This is a genomic window from Pseudomonas sp. IPO3774 (assembly GCF_013386835.1).
GTDB lineage: Bacteria > Pseudomonadota > Gammaproteobacteria > Pseudomonadales > Pseudomonadaceae > Aquipseudomonas.
In genome coordinates this window covers 1-24,835 of record NZ_JACAQY010000035.1, presented here as the reverse complement: position 1 = coordinate 24,835, position 24,835 = coordinate 1, and the positions used below count along the sequence as shown (strand labels likewise).

Here is a 24,835-nt window from a genome sequence, read left to right as displayed (position 1 = left end):
AGAGCGGAACCAATCGAAGCCATCACCCAAATAACGGATATGCCCCCCATCCAACAAATACGAAAGTTCCCCCACGCCAGCCGCTTTGTCCCCGCTTCCCATGTCACCCCCCACCCCCCGAATCCTCTAGTTTCCCAACCCTGCGGGAAGCCTCCCGGCCCACGACTGCGCCCGCGCTTTAAACCGGGCCTCCCAGGCACTTACGCGACAGCTGAAAACGGACTTTCTCCTCAACCGTATCCGACTCAAAAAAGCAGGTTACCCCATGCAGTTCAGCAAATTACTGGCAGCTCTTTCCACCCACCCGATCCGCCTGCAAATGGACGAAGGCGACCTGATCATCCTGGGTGACGACGACGCGCTGGATGACGCCCTATGGGACCAACTGATCGCCCACAAACCCCAACTGCTCGACCTCGTCGCCCAACACGGCGGCGACTGGCTCAGCCCGGCCTATCGCATCACCCCGGACATGCTGCCCCTGGTCAACCTCGACCAACCCGCCATCGACCGCATCGTCGCCGCGATCCCCGGCGGGGCGGCGAATGTGCAGGATATCTACCCTCTGGCACCCCTCCAGGAAGGCATGCTTTACCACCATCTGTCAGCGCACCAGGGCGACCCCTACGTGCTGCACGCGCAGTTCGTGTTCGACAGCCGTGCCCGTCTTGAAACCTTCGCCCAGGCCTTGCAATGGGTCATCGACCGCCACGATATCCTGCGCACCTCGATGGCCTGGGATCGCCTCGACGAACCCCTGCAAGTCGTCTGGCGCAAGGCCTCGCTGGCCTGCGAAGAAGCCCGCCTCGACGGCGATGTACTGACCCAACTGCAAGCCCTCTACGACGCCCGCAACTACCGCATGGACCTCGGCCAGGCACCGCTGCTGCGACTGGTGTTCGCCGAAGACCCGCGCAACCAGCGTGTGGTCGCCATGCTGCTGTTCCACCACACCATCCTCGACCACACCGCCCTCGACGTGGTGCGCCGGGAGATCCAGCTGCACCTCGCCGGCCAGACCGAACACGCCAGTGCACCGGTGCCGTTTCGCAACTACATCGCCCAGGTCCGCCATGGCGTCAGCGAACAGGCTCACGAAGCGTTCTTCCGCGAGATGCTGGCCGATATCGACGAGCCAACCCTGCCGTTCGGCCTGCAGGATGTTCAGGGTGACGGGCATGGCATCGACGAAACCCGCATTGCCGTCGACGGCGATCTAAGTCGCCGTCTAAGGGCCCAGGCAAGACCGTTGGGTGTCAGTCCCGCCAGTGTGATGCACCTGGCGCTGGCCCAGGTGCTGGGCAAGGTCTCGGCTCGCGAAGCCGTGGTATTTGGCAGCGTGATGCTCGGCCGCATGGGCGCAGGCGAGGGCTCCGACCAGGCCCTGGGCATGTTCATCAACACCCTGCCGCTACGGGTAGATGTAGGCGAACAAAGCGTGCGCGAGGGCGTACAAACCACCCATAAACGCCTGACCGAATTGCTCGATCACGAACACGCCTCCCTGGCCCTGGCCCAGCGTTGCAGCGGTGTGGCCGCACCCACGCCGTTGTTCAGTGCCATCCTCAATTACCGTCACAGCGATGCCTCGGACACCCAGGCGGTGATCGATATCGCCGAAGGCATCCAGGTGTTGGGCGCCGAAGAACGCACCAACTACCCGCTGACGGTCAACGTCGATGACCTGGGCGAAGGCTTTGCCTTTACCGTGATGGTGGACGCCTCCATCGGCGCGACGCGCATTGCCGGTTACCTGCACACCGCCCTGGAAAACCTGGTGCTGGCCCTGGAACAAACGCCAGATGCACCGTTGCACAACCTGGGCATCCTGCCTGCCGCCGAACGCCAGCATCTGCTGCATGGCCTTAACGCCAGCACCCAGCACTACGCCGATTCAGCCCTGATCCACCAGCAAGTCGAAGCTCATGCCGCCAGCCATCCCGAAGCCATCGCGCTGCGCTTTGAACACGAACACCTGAGCTACCGCGAGCTGAACGAGCGCGCCAACCAGGTTGCGCATTGCCTGCTCAAGCATGGCATCCGCCCCGACGACCGGGTGGCGATCTGTGTCGAACGCGGGCTGGAAATGATCATTGGCCTGCTGGGGATTCTCAAGGCTGGGGCGGGTTATGTGCCGATCGATCCGGCCTACCCGCTGGACCGTATCGCCTACACCCTGAAAGACAGCGCGCCGCTGGCGGTGCTGGTGCAGGACGACACCCGCCACTTGGTGGGCGACGTCACGTCGATCGACCTCAACAGCCTGCAGCACGAGCCCATCGTCAACCCCAACGTTGCAATCAGCGCGTCCAGCCTTGCCTATGTGATCTACACCTCCGGCTCCACCGGCCTGCCCAAGGGCGTGATGATCGAACACCGCAACGTCGCGCGACTGTTCAGCGCCACCGAGCACTGGTTCAAGTTCAACGCCAATGACACCTGGGCGCTGTTCCACTCGTTTGCCTTCGACTTCTCGGTGTGGGAGATCTGGGGCGCGCTGATGCATGGCGGGCAGTTGCTGGTGGTGCCGCAGCTGGTCAGCCGCTCGCCGGACGAGTGTTACGCACTGCTGTGCGAAGCCGGCGTCAGTATTCTCAACCAGACGCCGAGCGCGTTCCGCCAGTTGATCGCGGCACAGGGCCGCAGCCAGCAACTGCACTCGCTGCGCCAGGTGATCTTCGGCGGTGAAGCCCTGGAACCGGGGATTCTCAAGCCGTGGTACGCCCGGGTGACCAACGCCGGTACGCGGTTGGTCAACATGTATGGCATCACCGAAACCACCGTGCACGTGACCTACCATGCCCTGGAGGCGGCGGATGCACAGCGGGTGGGCGTGAGCCCGATTGGCGTGCGCATTCCCGACTTGCAACTGTATGTGCTGGACGCCCGCCGCGAACCGGTGCCGAGCGGCGTAGTCGGGGAGTTGTACGTCGGCGGTGCCGGCGTGGCGCGGGGTTATCTCAACCGCGATGAGCTGACGGCCGAACGTTTTCTGACGGATCCCGCAACCGGCCTGCGCCTGTACAAGACCGGTGACCTCGGCCGGATGCTGGCCGACGGCAGTGTCGAGTACCTGGGGCGCAACGACGACCAGGTGAAGATTCGCGGTTTCCGTATCGAACTGGGGGAAATCGAAGCACGCCTGGCCACCTGCGAAGGTGTGCGCGAAGCCGTGGTGATTGCCCGCGAAGACGAACCGGGCGACAAGCGCCTGGTGGCCTACGTGATTGCCCAGCCTGAACACACGCCCACTGCCGCTGAGCTGCGTGACCACCTGCTGCTGTCCCTCGCCGAGTACATGGTGCCCAGCGCCTTTGTGCTGCTCGACGCGTTCCCGCTTACCACCAACGGCAAGCTCGACCGCAAGGCCTTGCCGGCACCGGACGCCGATGCCCTGGCCCGTCGTGGTTATGAAGCGCCACAAGGCGCGGTGGAAACCGCGATCGCGAGTCTCTGGCAAGACCTGCTCAAGGTCGACCGGGTCGGGCGCCAGGACAACTTTTTCGAGCTGGGCGGCCATTCGTTGCTGGCGGTCAAGCTGATCGAGCGCATGCGCCAGCTCGAGCTGAGCGCCGATGTGCGGGTGCTGTTCGGCCAGCCGACCCTGGCTGCGCTGGCCGCTGCGGTGGGCGGGCAACATGAAGTGCAGGTCCCGGCCAACCTGATCGGCGAAGCGACGCGGCACATCACCCCGGACATGCTGCCGCTGGTGAATCTCGACCAGCAGGCCATCGACCATATCATCGCCAGTGTCCCCGGCGGCATCGCCAACGTACAGGACATCTACGGCCTGGCCCCGTTGCAGGCCGGCATCCTCTACCACCACCTGGCAACCACCGAAGGCGATCCCTACGTGTTGCAGGTGCAGTTCAGCTTCAGCGGCCATGAGCCGGTCGAGGCGTTTATCCGTGCGCTGCAAAGTGTGATCGAGCGCAACGATATCCTGCGTACCGGGATTGTCTGGGAAGGCCTGGACGAGCCGGTGCAGGTGGTCTTGCGCCAGGCGCTGCTGGTGGTTGAGCAGGTTGAAGCCGATCCTTCCAGCGCCGTATTGGCGCAACTGCAGGAACGCTTCGACCCACGCCACTACCGCCTCGACCTGTCCCGCGCTTCGCTGATGCGGTTTGCCTACGCCGAGGATCAGGGCCGTTACGTCGGCATCCTGCTGCTGCACCACATCCTGCTGGACCACACCGCGTTGCAGGTGCTGGTGGAGGAAATGAGCGCGAGCCTTGCAGGCGAAACCGGCTTGCTGCCCGAAGCCGTGCAGTACCGCAACTACGTGGCCCAGGCGCGCCTCGGTGTGAGCGCTGCGCAGCATGAGGCATTCTTCAGCGAAATGCTCGGCGACATCGACGAGCCGACCCTGGCCTTCGGCTTGCAGGACGTGAACCGCGACGGCAGCGGTGTGCGCGAAGCGCACGTGGCATTGGAACCGGCCCTCAGCCTGGGCCTTCGCGAGCAGGCCCGGCAACTGGGGGTGAGTGCCGCAAGCCTGGTGCACCTGGCATGGGCCCAGGTCCTCGGCCAGATCTCGGGCCAGGACGACGTGGTCTTCGGCACCGTGCTGCTGGGCCGGCTGCACGGCGGCGAGGGCGCCGACCGGGCGCTGGGAATGTTCATCAATACCTTGCCGTTGCGGGTCAGTGTCGGCGCGGTGGGCGTGCAGGCTGGCGTGCGCGCCACCCATGCGCGGCTGGCACAGTTGCTGGGGCATGAACATGCGTCCTTGTCCCTGGCCCAGCGTTGCAGTGGCGTGTCCGGTGCGCTGCCATTGTTCAGCACCTTGCTCAACTACCGCCACAGCGCGCCGGGTGAAGCGCCGGGCGCCAGCCCGTTTGCCGACGCCGGGATCGAAATCCTCAGTTCCGAGGAGCGCAGCAACTACCCGCTGGTGCTGAACGTCGACGACCTCGGCGCAGGCTTTGCCTTGACCGTGCAAGGCGTGGCGGAGGTGGATGTGCAGCGCGTCGGCGACTACATGCTCAGCGCCTTGCGCAACCTGGTCACGGCACTGCAACAGGCGCCGACCACACCGCTGCATCAAGTGTCGATCCTGCCAGCCGCCGAGCGGCATCAAGTGCTGGTGGATTTCAACGCCACTGCTCGCGCCTACCCGGCTGCGCACACCGTGCACGGGATCTTCGAAGCCAGCGTCCTGACCAGCCCCGACGCGCTGGCGGTGGTGCACGGCGACGTGTCGCTGACGTACCGCGAACTCAACCTGCGGGCCAATCGCCTGGCCCACTATTTGATCGACCAGGGTGTAAAACCGGGCGACAGCGTGGCCATCGCGCTGCCACGTTCCATCGACCTGCTGGTCAGCCAACTGGCCATCCTCAAGTGCGCGGCGGTGTACGTGCCGCTGGACATCAATGCGCCGGACGAACGCCAGGCGTTCATGGTGCAGGACAGTCACGCCGGGCAGGTGCTGCGTGATCTCGACGGGCTGAACCTCGACAATCAGCCGGCCCATAATCCGAACCTGTCCCAGTCTGCCGAAAGCGTGGCGTACATCATGTACACCTCCGGCTCAACCGGCGCGCCCAAGGGTGTGCAGGTGCCCCATCGCGCCGTCTCTCGATTGGTGATCAACAACGGTTATGCCGACTTCAATCACCGCGACCGGGTGGCCTTCGCCTCGAACCCGGCGTTCGACGCCAGCACCCTCGATGTGTGGGCGCCGTTGCTCAACGGCGGCTGCGTGGTGGTGGTCGAGCATGCCACGTTGCTGTCCCAGGCCGCGTTTGGCGCCCTGTTGCAGGAGCAATCCGTCAGCGTGTTGTGGATGACCGCCGGGCTGTTCCATCAGTACGCCGACGGGTTGATGCCGATGTTCCGGCAACTGCGCTACCTGATCGTCGGCGGCGATGTGCTCGACCCGCAGGTGATCGCCCGGGTGCTTGAGCACGGCGCGCCGCAGCACCTGCTGAATGGCTATGGCCCCACCGAAGCCACGACGTTTTCCACCACCTTCGAGATCAAGTCGGTGGGTGAGGGCGGTATTCCGATTGGTCGACCGATTGGCAACAGCCGCGCCTACGTGCTGGATGCACGGCAGCAGCCGGTGGCGCTGGGCGTGGTTGGCGAGCTGTACATCGGTGGCGCGGGTGTGGCCAAGGGTTACCTGAACCAGCCGCAATTGACCGCCGAGAAATTTATCGTCGACCCGTTCGGCGATGGGCTGCTGTACCGCACCGGCGACCTGGCGAGCTGGCAGGCGGACGGCACCTTGCTGTACCAGGGCCGCAACGACCATCAGCTGAAAATCCGGGGTTTCCGTATCGAGCCCGGTGAAATCGAAAGCTGCCTCGCCAGCTATTCCGGCGTGAAAGACACGGTGGTGCTGGCCCGTGAAGATGAGCCCGGCGACAAGCGCCTGGTGGCTTACTACACCGCCCAGGCGCCGCTGAGTATTGAAGCGTTGCGAGCGCACCTGCAAAGCCGGCTGCCGGACTACATGGTGCCGTCGGCCTATGTCTGGCTGGAGCTGTTGCCGCTGACGGCGAACGGCAAGCTGGACCGCAAGGGCCTGCCTGCGCCGGATCAGGCGTCGCTGCTCAGCCGTGGTTTCGAAGCGCCCGAAGGCGAGGTGGAAACCCTGCTGGCGCAGATCTGGCAGGACGTGCTGAAGGTCGAGCGTGTCGGGCGCTTTGACCACTTCTTTGAACTCGGCGGCCATTCGTTGCTGGCGGTAAGCCTGATCGAGCGCATGCGCCAGGCCGGCCTGAGCGCCGATGTGCGGGTGCTGTTCAACCAGCCAAGCCTGGCGGCGCTGGCGGCGGCGGTGGGCAGTGGCCGGGAAATCGTGGTGCCGGCCAACGGCATTGCGCCTGGCTGCGAGCACATCACGCCGTCGATGCTGACCCTGGTCAAGCTGGACCAGCCGGCCATCGACCGCATCGTGGCGACGGTGCCCGGCGGTGCGGCCAACGTGCAGGATATCTACCCGCTGGCGCCGTTGCAGGAAGGCATCCTCTACCACCACATCAGCGCCGAACAGGGCGACCCCTACCTGCTGCAATCGCGCATGGCGTTTGACAGCGTCGAGCGTTTGCAGGCCTTCATGGGCGCGCTGCAAAAGGTCGTGGCGCGCCACGATATCCTGCGCACCGGCGTGGTGTGGGAAGGCTTGGACAGCCCGGTGCAAGTGGTGTGGCGCCAGGCCGAACTGGTGGTGCAGAACATCCCGCTGGACCCGGCCGATGGTGATGTGATCGAACAACTGCACGCGCGTTTTGATGCCCGCCACTATCGCCTGGATATCACCCAGGCGCCGCTGCTGCGCATGGTGTATGCGCAGGACCCGGCCAACCAGCGGGTCGCGGCGATCCTGCTGTTCCATCACCTGGCACTGGACCACACCGCCATGGAAGTGGTCGGCCAGGAAATGCGGGCGTTCCTGTTCAACCAGGCCGATGACTTGCCGGCCGCGGCACCGTTCCGTCACTACGTGGCCCAGGCTCGCCTGGGTGTCAGCGCCCAGGAACACGAGCAGTTCTTCCGCGAAATGCTCGCCGATGTCGACGAGCCCACGCTGCCCTTCGGCGTGCAGGATGTGCAGGGCGATGGCCGGGATATCGAAGAGGCCGAATTGCCCGTCGATGCAGGGCTGGCGCTGCGGGTTCGTGAACAGGCGCGGCAACTGGGAGTCAGCGCTGCGAGCCTGATGCACCTCGCGTGGGCCCAGGTCCTCGGGCTGGTGTCGGGCCGTCAGGACGTGGTATTCGGCACCGTATTGATGGGCCGCATGCAAGCCGGCGAAGGTGCCGACCGGGCATTGGGCATGTTCATCAACACCTTGCCGCTGCGGGTGGAGGTGGGTGCCGGCGCGGTACGTGCCGGCGTCAAGGCGACCCACGCCCGGCTCAGTGCCTTGCTGGGCCATGAGCATGCATCCCTGGCGCTGGCCCAGCGGTGCAGCGGCGTGCCGACCTCGATGCCGTTGTTCAGTGCCTTGCTCAACTACCGCCACAGCACCCCGGGCGAAATGGCCCGCGACGGCCACGGTATCTGGGAAGGTGTGCAATTGCTCGGCGGCGAAGAGCGCAGCAACTACCCGCTGACCTTGAGTGTGGACGACCTCGGTACGGGCTTCGGCTTGACGGTACTGGCGCTGGAATCCATCGGCGCGCAGCGCCTGTGCGACTCCATGCACAGTGCGCTGGAGCAACTGGTGGAGGCCCTTGAGCACGCGCCGCAAACGCCGTTGCATCAGTTGCCGGTACTGCCTGCCCGCGAACGCGAACACCTGCTGCGCAGCTTCAACGCCACCGCCCGCGACTACCCGCAAGGGCAGACCCTGCACGGCGCTTTCGAAGCCCAGGCCCTGCGCCTGCCGCAGGCGATTGCCGTGAGCCAGGACGGCCAGCACCTGACGTACCAACAGCTCAACCAACGCGCCAACCAACTGGCCCATCACCTGCTGGCGCTGGGCGTACAGCCCGACGACCGTGTGGCGATCTGCTGCCGACGCGGCCCGCAGATGCTGGCGGGCCTGCTGGCGATTCTCAAGGCGGGCGCGGCCTACGTCCCGGTAGACCCGGCCTATCCGGCCGAGCGCATCGCTTACCTGCTGCAAGACAGCGCACCGGTCGCGGTCCTGGCCGAAGAGAGCACCCGTGGCGTGCTCGGTGATATCGCCATCGTCGATCTGCATGGCGCCTATCCCGACGGCACCAATCCCCACGTCGCCAGCCTGACCCCGGCGAACCTCGCCTATGTGATCTACACCTCCGGCTCCACCGGCCAGCCCAAAGGCGTGATGGTGGAACACCGCACCGTGGAAAACCTGGTGCATTGGCACTGTGAAGCCTTCGACCTGCAGGCCGGCAGCCACACCAGCAGCGTGGCCGGCTTCGGTTTCGATGCCATGGCCTGGGAAGTCTGGCCGGCATTGTGCGTGGGGGCGACCTTGCACCTGCCACCGGCCCATGTCGGCAATGAAAACATCGACGAACTGCTGGCCTGGTGGCTGGCCCAGCCGCTGGACGTGAGCTTCCTGCCCACCCCGGTGGCCGAGTACGCGTTCAGCCAGGACCTTGAGCACCCAAGCTTGCGCACCCTGTTGATCGGCGGTGATCGCCTGCGCCAGTTCAGCCATGAGCGACGTTTCGCGGTGATCAACAACTACGGCCCCACCGAAGCCACGGTGGTCGCCACCTCTGGCCGGGTGCGCGCCGGCCAGCCGCTGCATATCGGCAAGCCGATGGCCAATGCCACGGTGTACCTGCTGGATGCACAACAACGGCCGGTGCCGGTGGGTGTGGCCGGTGAGCTGTATGTAGGCGGCCGCGGCGTGGCCCGCGGCTACCTGAATCGCCCGGACCTGACCGCCGAGCGATTCCTCGATGACCCGTTCAACCCGGGCCGCATGTACCGCACCGGCGACTTGGCGCGCTGGCTGCCGGATGGGAACATTGAATATCTGGGCCGCAACGACGACCAGGTAAAAGTCCGGGGCGTGCGCGTCGAGCTGGGAGAAATCGAAACCCGCCTGGCCGCCGTCGACGGCGTCAAGGAAGCCGTGGTGCTGGTGCGCGACGGCCGCCTGGTGGCCTGGTTCACCCAGCAAACCCCGCTGGTTATCGAAACCCTGCGCGCCGAGCTGCACAGCCAACTGCCCGAGGCCATGGTGCCGGTGGCCTACGTCAAACTCGACAGCTGGCCGTTGACCGCCAACGGCAAGCTTGACCGCAAGGCGCTGCCGGCACCGGATCAGGCCGCCGTGCTCAGCCGGGAATATGAAGCCCCACGCGGCGAAGTCGAGACCACCCTGGCGCGGATCTGGGCCGAGGTGTTGCAGGTGGAGCAAGTGGGCCGCCATGACCACTTCTTCGAGCTGGGCGGCCATTCCTTGCTGGCGGTAAGCCTGATCGAGCGCATGCGCCAGGCCGGCCTCAGCGCCGATGTGCGGGTGCTGTTCAGCCAGCCGACGCTGGCGGCATTGGCAGCGGCAGTGGGCAGTGGCCGGGAAGTGGTGGTGCCGGTGAATGCCATCGCCGCCGATTGCCCGCGCATCACGCCCTCGATGCTGCCATTGGTGGAGCTGGATCAGCCGATGATCGACCAGATCGTCGCCAGCGTGCCGGGTGGCGCCGCCAATGTGCAGGATATTTACCCGCTGGCACCGTTACAGGAAGGCATTCTTTACCACTACATCACGGCGGAGCAGGGCGATCCGTACCTGCTGCAATCGCACCTGGCATTCGATACCCAGGCGCGCCTGGACAGCTTCGCCCAGGCCTTGCAGCAGGTGATCGACCGCCACGACATCCTGCGTACCGGTGTGGTCTGGGAAGGCTTGGCGCAGCCGGTGCAAGTGGTGTGGCGCAAGGCTCGATTGACGGTCGAAGCGCTGCATCTGGACGGTGATGTGCTGGCCGGCCTGCATCAGCGTTTCGACGCCCGGCGCTACCGGCTGGACATCGCCCAGGCGCCGCTGATCCGCCTGATGTACGCCAACGACCCGGCCAATCAGCGGGTGGTGGCGGTGCTGCTGTATCACCACATCGTGCTGGACCACACCGCGTTCGACGTGGTGCTGCGGGAAATGCAGGGTTACCTGCTGGGGCACCCCGCACCGCAGGCCGCGCCGATGCCTTATCGCAACTACGTGGCGCAGGCGCGACTGGGTGTCAGCGAGCAGGAGCATGAAGGGTTCTTCCGCGAGATGCTTGGCGATATCCACGAGCCGACGCTGCCGTTTGGCTTGCAGGATGTGCAGGGCGATGGTCGGGATATCGAAGAATTCACGCATCACCTGGACGCTGCCGTCAGCCGGCGCCTCAGGGCCCAGGCACGCCTGCTGGGCGTGAGCACCGCGAGCCTGTTCCACCTGGCATGGGCGCAGGTGTTGGCGGTGACGTCGGGCAAGCCGAATGTGGTGTTTGGCACGGTGCTGGTCGGCCGGATGCAGGGCGGCGAGGGCGCGGACCGGGCCCTTGGCGTGTTCATCAACACCCTGCCATTGCGCCTGGATATCGACGGGCAAGGCGTGCGCGACAGCGTGCGCAGCACCCATGCCCGGCTCACCGCGCTGCTGGGCCATGAACATGCTTCCCTGGCCCTGGCCCAGCGTTGCAGCGGGGTGGCGGCGCCGCTGCCGCTGTTCAGCTCGATGCTCAATTATCGCCACCGGGGCGGCGCCACCCGTTCACAGGACGCGCAGCACGCCTGGGAAGGCATGCAGACCCTGACCAATGACGGGCGCACCAACTATCCGTTGACCCTGAACGTCGATGACCTGGGTGATGGTTATGACTTCACCGCGTTGACCCCGGCCCAGGTAGGCGCACAACGGGTCTGCGGTTATATGCAGATGGCGTTGACCCAGTTGGTGGAGGCCCTGGAGCACGCGCCGCACCAGGCCCTTGACCACCTGCCGATCCTGGGGGATGCAGAGCGTCAGCAGCTGCTGTTTGATTTCAATGCCACCGAGGTTGACTACGACCTGGCGCAGACCCTGCACGGCCTGTTCGAGGCCCAGGTCGAGCGCACGCCGGATGCATTGGCGGTGAAGGCGGGTGAGCAATGCCTGACCTATGCCGAGCTGAACCAGCGCGCCAACCAACTGGCGCACCACCTGCGGGAACTGGGCGTGCAGCCGGATGCGCGGGTGGCGATTTGCGTCGAGCGTGGTCTGGAGATGGTCATCGGTCTGTTTGCGATCCTCAAGGCCGGTGGTGGTTATGTGCCGCTGGACCCGGCGTACCCGCTGGGTCGCCTCGCCTACATGCTGCAAGACAGCCAGCCCGCGGCGCTGCTGGTGCAGGGCGCTACCCGTTCGTTGCTGGGCGACGTGACGGTGCCGGTGGTGGATCTTGACCAGAACACCTGGGCGCACCAGCCGGTGTCCAACCCACAGGTTCCCGGGTTGACCGCGCAGCACCAGGCCTACGTGATCTACACCTCCGGCTCCACCGGCCAACCCAAGGGCGTGATCAACGAGCACGCGGGTGTGGTCAACCGCCTGCTGTGGATGCAGGACGCCTACGGCCTGAACGCCACTGATGCGGTACTGCAGAAAACCCCGTTCAGCTTCGATGTGTCGGTGTGGGAGTTCTTCTGGCCCCTGTTCACCGGTGCGCGGCTGGTCATGGCACGCCCCGGCGGGCACAAGGAGCCGGCTTACCTGTGCGAGGTGATCGCGGCAGAACAGATCACCACCTTGCACTTCGTGCCGTCGATGCTCGATGTGTTCCTGGCCCACGGTGATGTCAGCCAGGGCGCCGGACTGCTGCGGGTGATGTGCAGCGGCGAAGCCTTGCCCGGCAGCCTGGTGCGGCGCTTCAAGCAGCAATTGCCCGGCATCGGTTTGTACAACCTCTATGGCCCGACGGAAGCCGCGGTGGACGTGACCGCCTGGAACTGCGCCAGGCCCGTGGTGCCGGACAACACGCCTATCGGCAAGCCGATTGCCAACACCCGCATGTACCTGCTGGATGCCCGGTTGCAACCGGTGCCGCTGGGCGTGGTGGGCGAGCTGTTTATCGCCGGTGTGCAAGTGGCTCGCGGCTACCTGCACCGTCCCGAGCTGACGGCCGAGCGCTTCCTCAAGGACCCGTTCAACCCAGGCCGGATGTACCGCACCGGTGACGTCGGGCGCTACCTGCCGGATGGCAATATCGAGTACCTGGGCCGTAATGACGACCAGGTGAAAATCCGTGGCCTGCGTATCGAACTGGGGGAAATCCAGGCGCGGCTGACCGAGTACCCACAGGTGAAGGAAGCGGCCGTGTTGGCCCGCGACGAACGCCTGGTGGCCTACTACACCGGCGTGCCAGCCGATATCGAACAACTGCGGACGCACCTGCTGGCGCGTTTGCCGGACTTCATGGTGCCTGCGGTATTCGTGTATCTGGACGCTCTGCCCCTGAGCCCCAACGGCAAGCTCGACCGCAAGGCCTTGCCTACGCCGGGTGTGGAATCACTGATCGTGCGCGAGTACGAAGCCCCGGTGGGCGCTACCGAAATCACCCTGGCGCGGCTGTGGGCCGAGCTGCTGAAGGTGGAGCGGGTCGGGCGTCACGACAACTTTTTCGAGCTGGGCGGGCACTCGTTGCTGGCCGTCAGCTTGATCGGACGCTTGCGTCAGGAAGGCATGGAAGCCGATGTGCGGGGCCTGTTCGAACAGCCGACCCTGGCCGGCTACGCCGCAATTACCGAACGAATGGAGATCGTCCTGTGAGCATCATCGAACTGTTGGCGACACTCAAGGCCAAGGATGTGCAACTGGCGCTCAAGGGCGATCAGTTGTCGGTGCAAGGCAACAAGCAGGCCCTGAGCGACGCGGCACTGGTGGCCTCGCTGCGCGAACACAAGCCGGCGCTGATCGAGCTGATCAAGGCCGGGGAGTACTCGGCCACCAAGGCCGGTGAGGTGCAGGTGCCGGCCAATGGCATTCCACCGGGCGCTTCCTCGATTACCCCGCAGATGCTGAGCCTGTCGACCCTCAGCCAGGCGTCCATCGACCGTATCCTCGAGACCGTCGAGGGTGGCGTCGCCAATGTGCAGGACATCTACCCGCTGGCACCGTTGCAGGAGGGCATCCTCTACCACCATGTGAGTGCCGAGCACGGCGACCCGTACATCATGCAGTCGCTGTTTGCCTTCGACAGCCTTGAGCGTTTCGAGGGCTTTGCCCTGGCCTTGCAACAGGTGATCGACCGTCACGACATCCTGCGGACCGGCGTGGTGTGGGAAGGCCTGGAAGAACCGTCGCAAGTGGTCTGGCGCACCGCGCGCCTGCCGGTGCAGGCGATTGAACTGGACCCGGCAGACGGCGATATCGCCGCCCAGTTGCATCGCCTGTTCGATGGCCGCCACTACCGCATGGACGTGACCCGCGCGCCGCTGCTGCGCCTGGTGCGGGCCTGGGATGAAGCCGGCCAACGGGTGGTGGCGATGCTGTTGTTCCACCACATGGCCCTGGACCACAGCGCGCTGGAAGTGGTCTGCCACGAGATGCAAGCCTGCCTGCTGGGCAGGGCGGCTGAACTGGGCCAGGCGGTGCCGTTTCGCAACTATGTCGCCCAGGCGCGCCTGGGCATCAGCGAGCAGGAGCACGAGGGGTTCTTCCGGCAGATGCTCGGCGACATCAGCGAGCCGACCTTGCCCTACGGCCTGCAGGATGTGCAGGGCGACGGCGACAACATCCAGGAGATCAGCCTGCCGCTGGCCCCGGAGCTGAGCCGGCGCTTGCGCGCCCAGGCCCGGCAGTTGGGCGTCAGCGCCGCGAGCCTGTTCCACATGGGCTGGGCCCAGGTGCTGGGAGTGCTGGCGGGCAAGGAACAGGTGGTGTTCGGCACGGTGCTGATGGGCCGCATGCAGGGCAGCCACGACACCGACCGTGCCCTGGGGATCTTTATCAACACCTTGCCATTGCGGGTGGATGTAGGCGCCGAAGACGTGCGCACCGGGGTCAAGGCGACCCATGCCCGGCTGACCACCTTGCTGCGTCACGAACACGCGGCGCTGGCCTTGGCCCAGCGTTGCAGCGGTGTAGTGGCGCCGACGCCGCTGTTCAGCGCGTTGCTCAACTACCGCCATAGCGCTGGCGGCGCGAGCGCCGAAGCGGTCTCGGCCTGGCAGGGTATTCAAGCGTTGCGCTCCGAGGAACGCACCAACTACCCGTTGACCCTGAGCGTCGACGACCTGGGCGAAGACTTCAGCCTGAGCCTGTTGGCCAGTGCCCAGGTTGATCCGCAGCGGGTGTGCGCTTATCTGCAAACTGCCCTGGAGAATTTGGTACAGGCGCTGGAACAGGCACCCGAAACACCCTTGAATCGCTTGTCGGTGTTGCCCGAGGCGGAGCAGCGGCACTTGCTGGAGCAGTTCAACGCGACAGCCATCGACTTCCCCCAAGGCACCACCCTGCACGGGCGTATCGAGGCCCAGACCCTGCTGACCCCGGACGCGGTGGCCGCGGTGTATCAAGGCCGCCAGCTGACCTATGCCGAGTTGAATCAACAAGCCAACCTGCTGGCCCATCACCTGCTGGCGCTGGGGGTAAAACCCGACGATCGCGTGGCCATCGTTGCCCGGCGCGGGCTGGACACCCTGGCCGGGTTGCTGGCGATCCTCAAGTCCGGCGCCTGCTATGTACCGGTGGACCCGTCGCACCCGGCCGAGCGCCTGAGCTACCTGCTCGGCGACAGCGCCCCGGTCGCGGTACTGACCCAACATGCATTGCTGGAGCGCCTGCCCGCGCTCGATGTGCCGGTGATCAACCTGGACCGTTTTACCTGGCACCACCATTCGGCGAGCAACCCGCAGGTGGCCGTCACGCCCACCAACCTGGCCTACGTGATCTACACCTCCGGCTCCACCGGCCTGCCCAAGGGCGTGATGGTGGAACATCACACCGTGGCCAACCTGGTGGACTGGCACTGCACCGCGTTTGACCTGTGCGCAGGCCGTCACACCGCGAGCGTTGCCGGGTTTGGCTTTGACGCGATGGCCTGGGAAGTCTGGCCGGCGCTGTGCGTGGGGGCCACCTTGCACCTGCCGCCGGCCCACGACGGCGCTGAAGATATCGACGCGCTGCTGGACTGGTGGCGCGCACAACCGCTGGACGTGTGTTTCCTGCCCACGCCGGTCGCCGAATATGCGTTCAGCCAGAACATCGAGCACCCGACCCTGCGCACCTTGCTGATTGGCGGCGACCGCCTGCGCCAGTTCACCCGGGCCCAGCGTTTCGAGGTGATCAACAACTACGGCCCCACCGAAGCCACGGTGGTGGCGACCTCCGGGCGGATCGAGCCCGGGCAGCCGTTGCACATCGGCAAGCCCATTTCCAATGCCACGGTTTACCTGCTGGACGAACAGCAGCGCCCGGTGCCCTTGGGTGTTGCCGGTGAACTGTATGTGGGCGGCAAGGGCGTGGCGCGGGGTTACCTCAATCGCCCGGAAATGACCGCCGAACGTTTCCTGGATGACCCATTCAATTCGGGCCGCATGTACCGCACCGGCGACCTGGCGCGCTGGTTGCCGGACGGAAATATCGAGTACCTGGGCCGCAACGACGACCAGGTGAAAATCCGCGGTGTGCGCATCGAACTGGGGGAAATCGAAACCCGCCTCAACCAGCTGCCTGGCCTTCAGGAAGTGGTGGTGCTGGCCCGTGAAGACCAACCGGGCCAGCCACGGCTGGTGGCTTACTTCACCGAAAACCCGCAATTCGAACCGCTTCAGGTGGGCGAGGTTCGTGCCCATCTGGTGGCGCACTTGCCGGACTACATGGTGCCGGTGGCCTACGTGAAACTCGATGCGTTGCCCCTGACTGCCAACGGCAAACTGGACCGCAAGGCCCTGCCAAAGCCGGACCTGGCCGCCGTCTTCACTCGCGAATACGAGGCGCCTCATAACGATATCGAAACCGTCCTCGCGCAGATCTGGGCCGATGTGTTGCAAGTGGAACGTGTTGGGCGCCAGGATCATTTCTTTGAGTTGGGCGGCCATTCGTTGCTGGCCATGCGCATGGTGTCCCAGGTTCGCCAGCAACTGGGGGTCGACCTGGCACTGGGCGAACTGTTCGCCAATGCCGAACTGGCGGCGGTGGCGCAGGTAGTGGCCCAGGCCGGGCGCAGCACCTTGCCGGATATCCTGCCGGTGGCGCGGGACACGGAGTTGCCGTTGTCGTTTGCCCAGCAACGCCTGTGGTTCCTGGCGCTGATGGAGGGCGCCAACACCGCCTACAACATTCCCATCGGCCTGCGCCTGCGCGGGCAGTTGCACGTCGACGCGCTGCAACGGGCCCTGGCGCGGATCGTCGCGCGGCATGAGACCTTGCGCAGCCGGTTTGCCCAGCAGGATGACGACGCCCAGGTGCTGATCGTGCCGCCTGAAGAAGTGATGCCCCTGCAAGTCCAGGACCTGCGTCGCCACCCCGAAGCACAGCAGGTGCTTGACGCGTTGATCCAGGGCGAAGCCTCGGCGCCTTTTGATTTGCAGCGCGGCCCGCTGTTGCGCGGGCGCCTGGTGATCATGGCCGACGATCACCACGTATTGCTGCTGACTATCCACCACATCGTGTCCGATGGCTGGTCCATGGGCGTGCTGACCCGCGAACTGATGGCGCTGTACCAGGCGTTCAGCCACGGTGAGGCTGACCCACTGCCGCCGTTGCCGATCCAGTACAGCGACTTTGCCGTATGGCAGCGCCTGTGGCTGAGCGGCGAAGTGCTGCATCGCCAGAGCAGCTACTGGCAACACACCCTGGCCGGTGCGCCGGCGTTGCTGATGTTGCCGACCGACCGTCCACGCCCGGCCCAGCAGGACTACGCCGGCAGCAGCGTCGACGTGCACCTGGATGAGCGCCTGAGCGCCGGGCTCAAGGCCCTCAGCCAGCGCCACGGCACCACGCTGTACATGGTGATGATGACGGCGTGGGCCTCGTTGCTCGCGCGTTTGGCCGGGCAGGAGGAAGTGGTGATCGGCTCGCCGGTCGCCAACCGCCAGCGGGCCGAGGTGGAAGGCCTGATCGGGTTGTTCGTCAACACCCTGGCAGTGCGCATTGATACCTCGGGCGAACTGAGCGCCGAGGCGCTGCTGGCGCGGGTCAAGGGGCTGGCGCTGGACGCCCAGGCTCATCAGGATCTGCCGTTTGAGCAGGTGGTGGAAATCACCCGGCCATTGCGCAGCCTGGCCCATAGCCCGCTGTTCCAGACGATGTTGACCTGGCAGGACAGTGACGCGCCGGTGCTGGCCCTCGGCGACCTGAGCCTTGAAGGCATTGTGGAGGACAGTCACTTTGCCAAGTTCGACCTGTCCCTGAACCTCGGCGAGACCCGGGGCGAAATTCGCGGCACCCTGGAATACGCCATCGCGTTGTTCGACGAGTCGACCATGCAACGCTATGTCGGCTATTTCACCCGCGTGCTGCAGGCCATGGTGGATAACGATCAGGCGGTGCTGGAGCAGGCTGACTTGCTGGACGATCAGGAGCGCCAGCATCTGCTGTTCGACTTCAATAACACCACAGTGGATTACAACCTCGACCAGACGCTGCACGGTATGTTCGAAGCCCAGGTGGCGAGAACGCCGGATGCGCTTGCGGTGAAGGCAGGCTCGGAGTGCCTGAGCTACCGCGAGCTGAACGAACGGGCCAATCAGTTGGCGCACCATCTGCGGGAGCTGGGTGTACAGCCGGATTCGCGGGTGGCAATTTGCGTCGAGCGCGGCCTGGAGATGGTCATCGGCCTGTTCGCGATCCTCAAGGCGGGCGGCGGTTATGTGCCGCTGGACCCGGCGTATCCGCTGGAACGTATCGCCTACATGCTCAAGGACAGCGCACCGGCCGCCGTGCTGGTACAGGGCGAAACCCGTTCGTTGCTGGGCGACGTGACGGTGCCGGTGGTGGACCTGGACCGGAACACCTGGCAGCACCAATCAACGTCCAACCCACGAGTGGATGGGCTGACCGCGCAGCATCAGGCCTACGTGATCTACACCTCGGGTTCTACCGGCCAACCGAAAGGCGTGATCAACGAGCACGCGGGCGTGGTCAACCGCCTGCTGTGGATGCAGGACGAGTACGGACTGACTGCCCAGGACAGGGTGTTGCAGAAAACCCCGTTCAGCTTCGACGTGTCGGTGTGGGAGTTCTTCTGGCCGCTGTTCACCGGCGCGCGGTTGGTGATGGCGCGTCCTGGCGGGCATAAAGACCCGGCCTACCTGTGTGAGGTGATCGAGGCGGAGCAGATCACCACGCTGCACTTTGTGCCGTCTATGCTCGATGTGTTCCTGGCCCACGGCGACGTCAGCCAGAGCGCCGGGCTGGTGCGGGTGATGTGCAGTGGTGAAGCGTTGCCCGGCAGCCTGGTGCGCCGCTTCAAACAGCAGTTGCCGGGCATCGGTTTGTACAACCTTTATGGCCCGACCGAGGCGGCGGTGGACGTGACGGCGTGGGATTGTGCCGGGCCCGTCACGCCGGACAACACCCCCATCGGCAAGCCGATTGCCAACACCCGCATGTACCTGCTGGACGGGCAGTTGCAGCCTGTTCCGTTGGGTGTGGTGGGCGAGCTGTTCATCGGTGGCGTGCAAGTGGCGCGGGGTTACTTGCACCGTCCTGAGCTGACGGCCGAGCGCTTCCTCAAGGACCCGTTCAGCGCGGGCCGGATGTACCGCACCGGCGACGTCGGGCGCTACCTGCCGGACGGCACCATCGAGTATTTGGGCCGCAATGACGACCAGGTGAAAATCCGTGGCTTGCGCATTGAACTGGGGGAGATCCAGGCGCGACTGCTGCAATTCCCGCAGATCAACGAAGCCGCCGTGGTCGCCCGCGATTCACGGCTGGTGGCTTACTACACCGGCGTGCCGGCGCAAATCGACGCTTTGCGCAGCCATTTGCTGGAACACCTGCCGGACTACATGGTACCGGCCACCTTCATGCACCTGGATGCCTTGCCCCTGAGCCCCAATGGCAAGCTCGACCGCAAGGCACTGCCGGCGCCAGGCCTGGAATCGGTGAGCGCCCGGGAGTACGTCGCGCCTGTGGGGGAAACCGAAATCACCCTGGCCGGCCTGTGGGCGGATTTGCTCAAGGTGGAGCGTGTGGGTCGGCACGACCATTTCTTCGAGCTGGGCGGCCACTCGCTGCTGGCCGCCAGCCTGATTGGCCGCATGCGTCGGGTCGGGTTGTCGGCGGATGTGAAAGTGTTGTTTGGTCAACCCACCCTTGCAGCCTTGGCGGCTGCCGTGGGTGGTGGTCGCGAAGTGGTGGTGCCAGCCAATGGGATCGCCGCGGATTGCACGCGGATCACCCCGGACATGCTGACGCTGGTGAACTTGAAGCAACCCGCCATCGACCGCCTTGTCGCGAGCATTCCCGGCGGCGCGACCAACGTGCAGGATATCTACCCGCTGGCGCCGTTGCAGGCCGGGATCCTGTATCACCACCGCGCAGTGCAACAGGGTGACGCGTACCTGTTACAGGCGCAGTTTGCCTTCGCCAGCGTCGAGCGCCTTGAAGCGTTTGCCCAGGCGTTGCAGGCGGTGATCGAGCGGCAGGATATCCTGCGCTCGTCGATGCACTGGGACGGGCTTGAAGAACCGGTGCAGGTGGTGTGGCGCCAGGCTTCGCTGCGGGTTGAGCCGATTCAACTGGCGGGCGATGTGCTGGCGCAATTGCAGGCGCGCTTCGAACAGCATCGGCTGAACTTGGCTCAGGCACCGCTGATGCGCCTGGTATACGCCGAGGACCCGGCCAACCAGCGGGTGGTTGCGTTGTTGCTGTTCCATCATCTGGTGATGGACCACGTTGCGCTGGAGGTGCTGCAGCACGAGATGCAGGCGTGCTTGCTCGGCCGGCGCGAGCAATTGGGTGCGGCGGTGCCGTATCGCAATTATGTGGCGCAGACGCGGTTGGGCATGCGCGAGGAAGAGCACGAAGCGTTCTTCCGCGAGATGCTCGGGGAGGTCGATGAGCCGACGCTGGCATTGAGTGCACCGGGTGAAGCGCAACAGGCACATTTGCGCGTCGACCCGCTGTTGAACGGGCGCCTGCGCACCCTGGCACGGCAGCTTGGGGTGAGTGCTGCGAGCCTGATGCACCTGGCCTGGGCGCAGGTGCTGGGCAAGGTTTCCGGCCGCGAGCAGGTGGTGTTCGGCACCGTATTGCTGGGCCGGCTGCAAGGCGGCGAAGGCGCCGAACGTGCCTTGGGCGTGTTCATCAACACCTTGCCGCTGCGGGTCGACCTGGGTGAGCGCACGGTGCACGCAGCGCTGATGGCAACCCACGCAAGCCTGACCCGGTTGCTCAGTCACGAACATGCGCCACTGGCCCTGGCCCAGCGTTGCAGCGGGCTGGCGGCCAATACGCCGCTGTTCAGCGTGCTGTTCAACTATCGCCACAGCGCCCCGCACGCTGGCGGCGTAGCCGAGGCGTGGCAGGGCATGCAGGTGCTCAAGGCCGAGGAACGTACCAACTTTGCGCTGTCCCTGAGTGTCGATGACCTGGGCGACGGGTTTGGCTTTGACGCCATGGGGCAGGGCGCGCCACGCCTCTGCGAGTACCTGCATGTTGCCCTGGAGCAACTGGTGCAGGCCCTGGAACAGAATGCAGGGGGCTCAATCAGCCAACTGTCGATTCTGCCGGCGGCGGAGCGTGAAAAACTGCGGATGGAATTCAACGCCACCCAGCGCGAATTCCCTCACGAACATACGGTGCAGCGTTTGTTCGAAGCCCAGGCCCAGGCACGCCCGGGTGCTATCGCAGTGGTGCATGGTGAACACACCCTGAGTTACGGCGCGCTGAACACCCGAGCCAACCAGTTGGCGCACCACCTGCGCAACCTGGGCGTGCAGCCCGGCGACCATGTGGCGATCCTGTTGCCGCGCTCGATTGACCTGTTGCTCAGCCAACTGGCAATCCTCAAATGCGCGGCGGCCTACGTGCCGCTGGACATCAACGCCCCGGCCGAGCGCCAAGCCTTTATGGTGCAGGACAGTGGCGCGGTGTGGCTGTTGACCCACAGCAGCGAGCCTGTCGCTTACCCAGCCCGACGTATCGACCTCGACACCCTGGCGCTGGACCCGCAACCGAGCCACAACCCGGACCTGTCGCAGTCCTCGGAGCGCGTGGCGTACATCATGTACACCTCCGGTTCCACCGGCACCCCCAAAGGTGTGCTGGTACCGCACCGGGGCATCACGCGGCTGGTGATCAATAACGGCTACGCCGATTTCAACGCCCATGACCGCGTGGCGTTCGCTTCCAACCCGGCGTTCGACGCGAGCACCATGGACGTGTGGGGCCCCTTGCTCAACGGCGGCCAGGTGCTGGTGATCGACCATGCGACCTTGCTCGACCCCGGCGCGTTTGGCCGGGCACTGAAGGCGGGCGGGGCGACGATCCTGTTCGTCACCACTGCGCTGTTCAACCAGTACGTGCAATTGATTCCCGACGCGTTGGCCGGGCTGCGCATCCTGTTGTGCGGCGGTGAACGGGCCGACCCGGCGGCGTTCCGCAGCCTGCTGGCCCAGGCGCCGGCACTGCGGCTGGTGCATTGCTACGGCCCGACGGAAACCACCACTTACGCCACCACGCATGAAGTGCAGGCCATCGCCGCCGATGCCGAAAGCGTGCCGATCGGCAGGCCGATTGCCAACACGCAAATCCACCTGCTGGATGCGCACTTGCAGCCGGTGCCGCTGGGCGTGGTCGGGGAAATCTGCATTGGCGGGCATGGCGTGGCCAAGGGGTACCTGAACCGGCCGGAGCTGACGGCTGAAAAATTCGTCGATGACCCGTTCGGCGACGGTTTGCTGTACCGCACCGGCGACCTTGGGCGCTGGTCGGCGGACGGACTGCTGGAGTGCATCGGGCGTAATGACGACCAGGTGAAGATCCGCGGCTTCCGCATCGAGTTGGGCGAGATCGAAGCACGCCTGGCCACCTGCAGCGGCATCAAGGATGTGGTGGTGCTGGCACGAGAAGATGCGCCGGGGGACAAGCGCCTGGTGGCGTACTACACCGGCGAGCCGCTGGCCATCGAAGTGTTGCGCAGTCATCTGCTGCAGCACCTGCCGGACTACATGGTGCCATCGGCCTATGTACCGCTGGAAAAAATGCCCCTGACAGCCAACGGCAAGGTCGACCGCAAGGCCCTGCCGGTGCCCGCGCTGGAGGCATCGGCGAGCCGCGTGTTCGAGGCGCCGGCGAACGAGCTGGAACAGACCCTGGCACGCCTCTGGGCCGAGGTGTTGCGGCTGGAGCAGGTCGGTCGGCATGACAGTTTCTTTGAACTGGGTGGCCATTCGTTGCTGGCGATCCGGCTGGTCAACCTGATGGAAGAGGCGGGGCTTGAGGTGTCGTTGGCCGAGCTGTTCCAGCACGCCAGCGTGGCCTCGGTTGCCTCGATGCTCGGTCAGCGCACGGCGCGGGAGGACAACAGCTCGCTGATCACCGTACGCGCCAGCGGCAGCCAGCCGCCGTTGTTCCTGGTGCATGAGTTCAGCGGCATGGACGTGTATTTCCCGGCGCTGGGTCGGCACCTGCCGGGGGACTACCCGATCTATGGCCTGCCCGGTGCACCCCTTGGCGAGGTGCAGTTGCAGACCATGGAAGGCCTGGCGGCGCGGCTGGTGGGGATCATCCGCTCGGTGCAGCCCCATGGGCCGTATCGGCTGGCGGGTTGGTCGTTCGGCGGGGTGTTGGCCTATGAAGTGGCGATGCAACTGCAGGGGCTGGACGAACCGGTGGCATTCCTCGGGTTGATCGACAGCTACGTGCCGCGCATGACCGACCAGGGCAAGGCGCGCTGGAGCGGGCCGGATGCCCTCAAGCGGCATTTGCTGTTGCAGTGCACGGCGTATTGGAAGGCACAGGGAGGTGTGGATGAGTTGGCGAGCCTTGAGCAACTGGAAGCGGACATTGGACAGCTGGACTTTGCGGGTTTGCTGCAACGCTGCCGCGATCGGCATTTGTTGTACGCGCAGATGGCGGCGGCTTCGGACGCGGATCTGTTGAGTTTTATCCAGCGGGAAGTCGGGCATGGGCATGCGTTGGCGCATTACAGCCTGTTCCCGATGCCGCTGGCGGTGCACTTGTTCAGCGCCGCCGAGCGGCCGACGGAACTCTCGCGGCGCAGCCTGGATTTGGGATGGGATGAGGCACTGGCCGTGGGGCAATTGCGCCGCATTGAGGTGCCGGGGGATCACCAGAGCATGATGCAGGCACCGCATATCCAGGCGCTGGGGCAGGCGATGGTTGAGGCCCTGGCGTTGAGTGAGGCGCCGGCGGTGGCGGTGCATCAGCCGTTGTTGCGGATCCAGAGTGGTCGCGCCGGGCAGGCACCGATCTTCTGTGTGCCGGGGGCGGGGGATAGCGTGACCGGGTTTGTGGGGTTGACCGAGGCGTTGGGCCGGGACTGGCCGATCTTTGGCTTGCAGCCCCGTGGGCTGGATGGGGAGGTGGTGCCCCATAGCCAGGTTGAGGCGGCGGCGCGCTGTTATTTGCAGGCCCTGGAGCAGGAATGTCCTTCGGGGCCGGTGCATTTGGTGGGGCATTCGTTTGGCGGTTGGGTGGTGTTCGAGATGGCCACGCGGTTGCAGGCCCTGGGGCGTGAGGTGGCGTCGTTGACGTTGATCGACAGCGAGGCGCCCGGGGGCAATGGGGTGGTGGGCCGGCCCTATACCACGACGGCGGCGTTGTTGCGGCTGATTGAGTCGATGCAGGTGGCTTCGGGTAAGTCCCTGGGGATTGATGCGGTGGATTTTGCCGGGCGCGATGAAGTGGAGCAGCGAAGGTTGTTGCATGGGGGGATGGTGGGGGTTGGGTTGTTGCCTGCGCGGTCTTCGGTGGAGGCGATGGATGGGCCGGCGCGCACGTATGCCTCGGCGTTGCGCACGGTTTATCGGCCTGGTCGGCGGTATGAGGGGGTGGTGCGGTTGGTGTTGGCGGAGGATCCGACCCTCGATGCGGCGGGGAATCAGCGGGAGCAAGGGTTGATGGTTGAGGGGTGGCGCGGGTGCGTGGGGGTGTTGGAGGTTTGGTATGGGCCGGGGAATCATTTTTCGCTGCTCAAGGCGCCGAACGTCTTTAGTTTGGCGGCTTGGTGGCGGGATGGGGTTGTGGTTGGGGAGCGGGTTTCGTGAGGACTTTTGATGGTGTACATATCCGTTGCTGCGGTAACGGCCACTTAGGGTTCCGCTCTTACAGCGGGTCACTTTTGGCAAACGCCCCAAAAGTAACCAAAAGGTCTTTGCCCCACCACTCGGTGCCTCGCTTAGGCTCGGCATGCCCGCACTCCGGCACGGCTCCGCGGGCCGCCGCGACGGGCCATCCATGGCCCGGCGCGGCTAAATCGGCATCCTTGCCGATTTACCC

2 protein-coding genes are annotated in these 24,835 nt (G+C 65.3%); both read left to right on the top strand.

The genetic code is table 11. The annotated features are described in order from the left end of the window. Window positions 1-265 precede the first annotated feature (265 nt). A complete protein-coding gene (locus tag HYE77_RS19800; protein WP_177069163.1) occupies window positions 266-13,189 on the top strand; it encodes a non-ribosomal peptide synthetase in 12,924 nt (4,307 codons plus the stop codon). Continuing rightward, entirely contained in the window at window positions 13,186-24,603 is an 11,418-nt protein-coding gene (locus HYE77_RS19795; RefSeq protein ID WP_177069162.1) for a non-ribosomal peptide synthetase, read from the top strand. Before HYE77_RS19800 ends, HYE77_RS19795 begins: the two co-directional genes overlap by 4 nt. Window positions 24,604-24,835: the final 232 nt, after the last annotated feature.

Coding starts and splice junctions, on each gene's coding strand:
- HYE77_RS19800 (WP_177069163.1), top strand. CDS start 266: ATGCAGTTCAGCAAATTACTGGCAGCTCTTTCCACCCACCCGATCCGC.